General features: G+C 40.8%; 2 protein-coding genes. Both read right to left on the bottom strand.

Going from position 1 to position 2,837, the window contains the following annotated elements; genetic code table 11:
- Positions 1 to 475: TetR/AcrR family transcriptional regulator (locus tag WBA23_RS23870; RefSeq protein ID WP_424584787.1), on the bottom strand; the 475-nt coding region annotated here is incomplete at its 3' end.
- A 147-nt stretch (positions 476 to 622) separates the two neighbouring features.
- Positions 623 to 2,837 (bottom strand): M16 family metallopeptidase (locus WBA23_RS23865; protein WP_424584786.1); only part of this gene is annotated, 2,215 nt, incomplete at its 5' end.

Raw genomic sequence — 2,837 nt, 5'->3', positions numbered from 1 at the left:
GAGCTACTGTGTCAGGATCTTTTTCTTGAAAGTAGCCTTTCTCAATACATTGATTAACTACTGAGGTAAGTATCCCATGGCTTTTCATTCCTAACTCCCAGCTTTCACCAATGTGATGAGATTCCATTGGTGATCGCATGATGAACATCAAATCATAATAAACCGGATTCTCCAGAGCAAACTGAACGTAAATACGCCCTAATTCCTGTAACATTTTTAGAGGATCATCCTGCAATGAAAGCGATTGAAAGCTATTAAAGAATTTTCTAAAGCCCTCTTCACTTAATGCGTAAAGCAACTCATTTTTATCTTTAAAATACAGATAAATTGTAGCCGGACTATACTCCATCACCTCTGCAATATTGCGCATACTTACACTATCATATCCTTGCTCTATAAATAAATTAGTTGCAGTAGAAAGGATCAGCTCCCTCATCTCTTTTCTCTCACGCTCTTTACGTTCAGTAATACCCATATTAATGGACGATGTTTATTCACTAAACGGTGTTCATTATTTTTTGTTTCATTTTTACTGATATTTAATAAGAGTAGTATTAGTTGACATAAAAAAAGCCTTCTAGTGTGTAGAAGGCTTTCATTATTATAGACTGTGAAAGTTACATTACTGACCTGAACCCGATGGTTTAGTTTCAGCATCATCCGAAGCAGCACCTTCTTCTGGAAACAATGCTACTTTTATATAACTATCAAAGTTAAAATACTTACTAGCCGTTGCTTTTAAATCTTCGGCAGTCAAACTATCAATAGCTTCCTCGTAGTCCAATACTTTAGCTGGATCTAGATCACGAAAGTAGGCTTGTTGAAGTGTTCGTAACCAGTAGCGGTTTTCTTGAAGATTTGTCTCCATATCTCGTCGCTGGGTTTCTTTTACTTTCTGTAAATCTTCATTAGTAGGCCCATTTTCTTGCATCTTCTTGATCTCGGTAAATACCGCCTCCGATAGGTCTTCAACATTCTCAGGAGCGCACGGGAAACTTACTGTAATAGAATAGTGCTCGTAGGGATACTTTGAAAGATTTGCCCGAGCACCAATACCGTAGACTCCACTTTTCTTCTCTCGTATTTCTTCTATTAATTTAATATTCAGTGCTTGAACTAAGGCATTTAGCTCAAAAGCCTCCTCGCGATCGTAGGCAAACTCACCAGTAAAAGTGATATTGACCATACTTTTCGGATCAGTGCCCTTGTATACTTTTTCCTCCACTACTCCCGAAGGCGGACGGATACCCAAATCTTTCCACTTCTCTTCCCGATTAGTAGCCGGTAAGCTGCCTAAATACTGCGATACCATCGGCTTCATTTCTTCCACGTCAAAATTACCAACAAAGAAGAAGGTAAAGTCACTAGCATCAGCAAACCGATCATTGTAAGCATCAAATGCTTGTTTAAAATCTACTTTCTCCCAATCTTCCTGAGTAGGATAACCGCCTCCTCGCGGATTATTCTGAGACAATATTCGGGATAACTTATCTTGGTAATAGTAGCGAGGGTCAGATAGCAAATTAGCGTAAATCGCTTTGTTTTTAGAAATAAACGACTGAAAGGCTTCCTGATCTTGGCGAGGCGCCGTGAAGTATAAGTGAGTAAGCTGAAGCATAGTCTCAACATCTTTAGGAGTACTATTTCCCGAGAACCCTTCGGTGAGTGTTCCAATGAACGGAGATACACTCGCGTTTTTATCAGCTAAATACTTGTCTAGAGCAGTAGCCGAAAAATCTTTTACTCCACTTTGAGCCACCAATCCGTCAGAATTTACTGCTGAATAGTACTTGTCTAGATCGTAAACAGAATGCCCACCCGGGCTAGAAGCAGTCATTAAAATTTCATCGTCTTTAAAGTCAGTAGGCTTCAGCACTACTTTTACACCATTGGAAAGAGTCAGTTCGGTAGTACCGATTTTGTCTAGTACCTTCTCATCAGCAATACTACCGGCTTCGGGCAGTGCTTCCATCAGTGAACTAGCTACCGCTTCATCTTCATAAGCCGTTACTTCGGCGTTCTCCATTTCTTTAAGAATAGCTCGCACTTCCTCTTCCGATGGGACACTTACCCCTTCTTTTTCAGGGGCCATTACGACGGCTACTCGGTTTTCGTTTTTAATCCATTCCTTTGCGAGCTTATTCACTTCCTCCAGAGTAACTTCAGGAAGATATTTCTTCATAAACTCAAACTCAAACTCAATGCCCGGAATAGGTTCATCTTGTAAGAAATTACGGATATATTCGGCAGCGTAGCGCTCCGATTCAGTCTTTTCCCGCTCATTATACGCCTGCTCGTAGCGAGTAAGAATTTGCTTTTTGTAACGGTCTAATTCCGATTGAGTAAATCCGAACTGACGTACTTTCTCATTTTGTTCTAGCAAAGCTTTCATACCGCGTTCCACCCCATTTTCAGGCACGATGGCAAAAAGCTGGTAAGCTTCTTTAGTACGTAGTACTGTGCCGTAGTAGCCACTAGCATTCATAAAAGGAGGGTCTGCTTCGCGGGTTAGCTCAGCTAGTCGTTCATTCAGCATTCCGGTAAATAAGCTATGTACCGCTGACTCGCGAAAATCCCCAATAGTTTTCTGCTCTTCGGGCATCCCCTGATTTTTATAGAAGAGAATGATTTGGTTGAAAGTAGCCTCAGGATCAGTTACTACCGACACTTTGGTATCTTCGTGGTACGGAATTTCGTACATTTCACGCTCTTTTGTTTGCGATGGGTTCTCTAGATCACCAAAACGTTTTTTTATCTCTTGCTCCATCTCCTGAAGATCAATATCCCCCACTACAATTACTGACATCAAATCGGGGCGATACCAATCTTCGTAGAAA

This window comes from Tunicatimonas sp. (assembly GCF_049647865.1).
Lineage (GTDB): Bacteria > Bacteroidota > Bacteroidia > Cytophagales > Cyclobacteriaceae > Tunicatimonas.
This window is presented reverse-complemented; position numbering and strand designations above follow the sequence as displayed.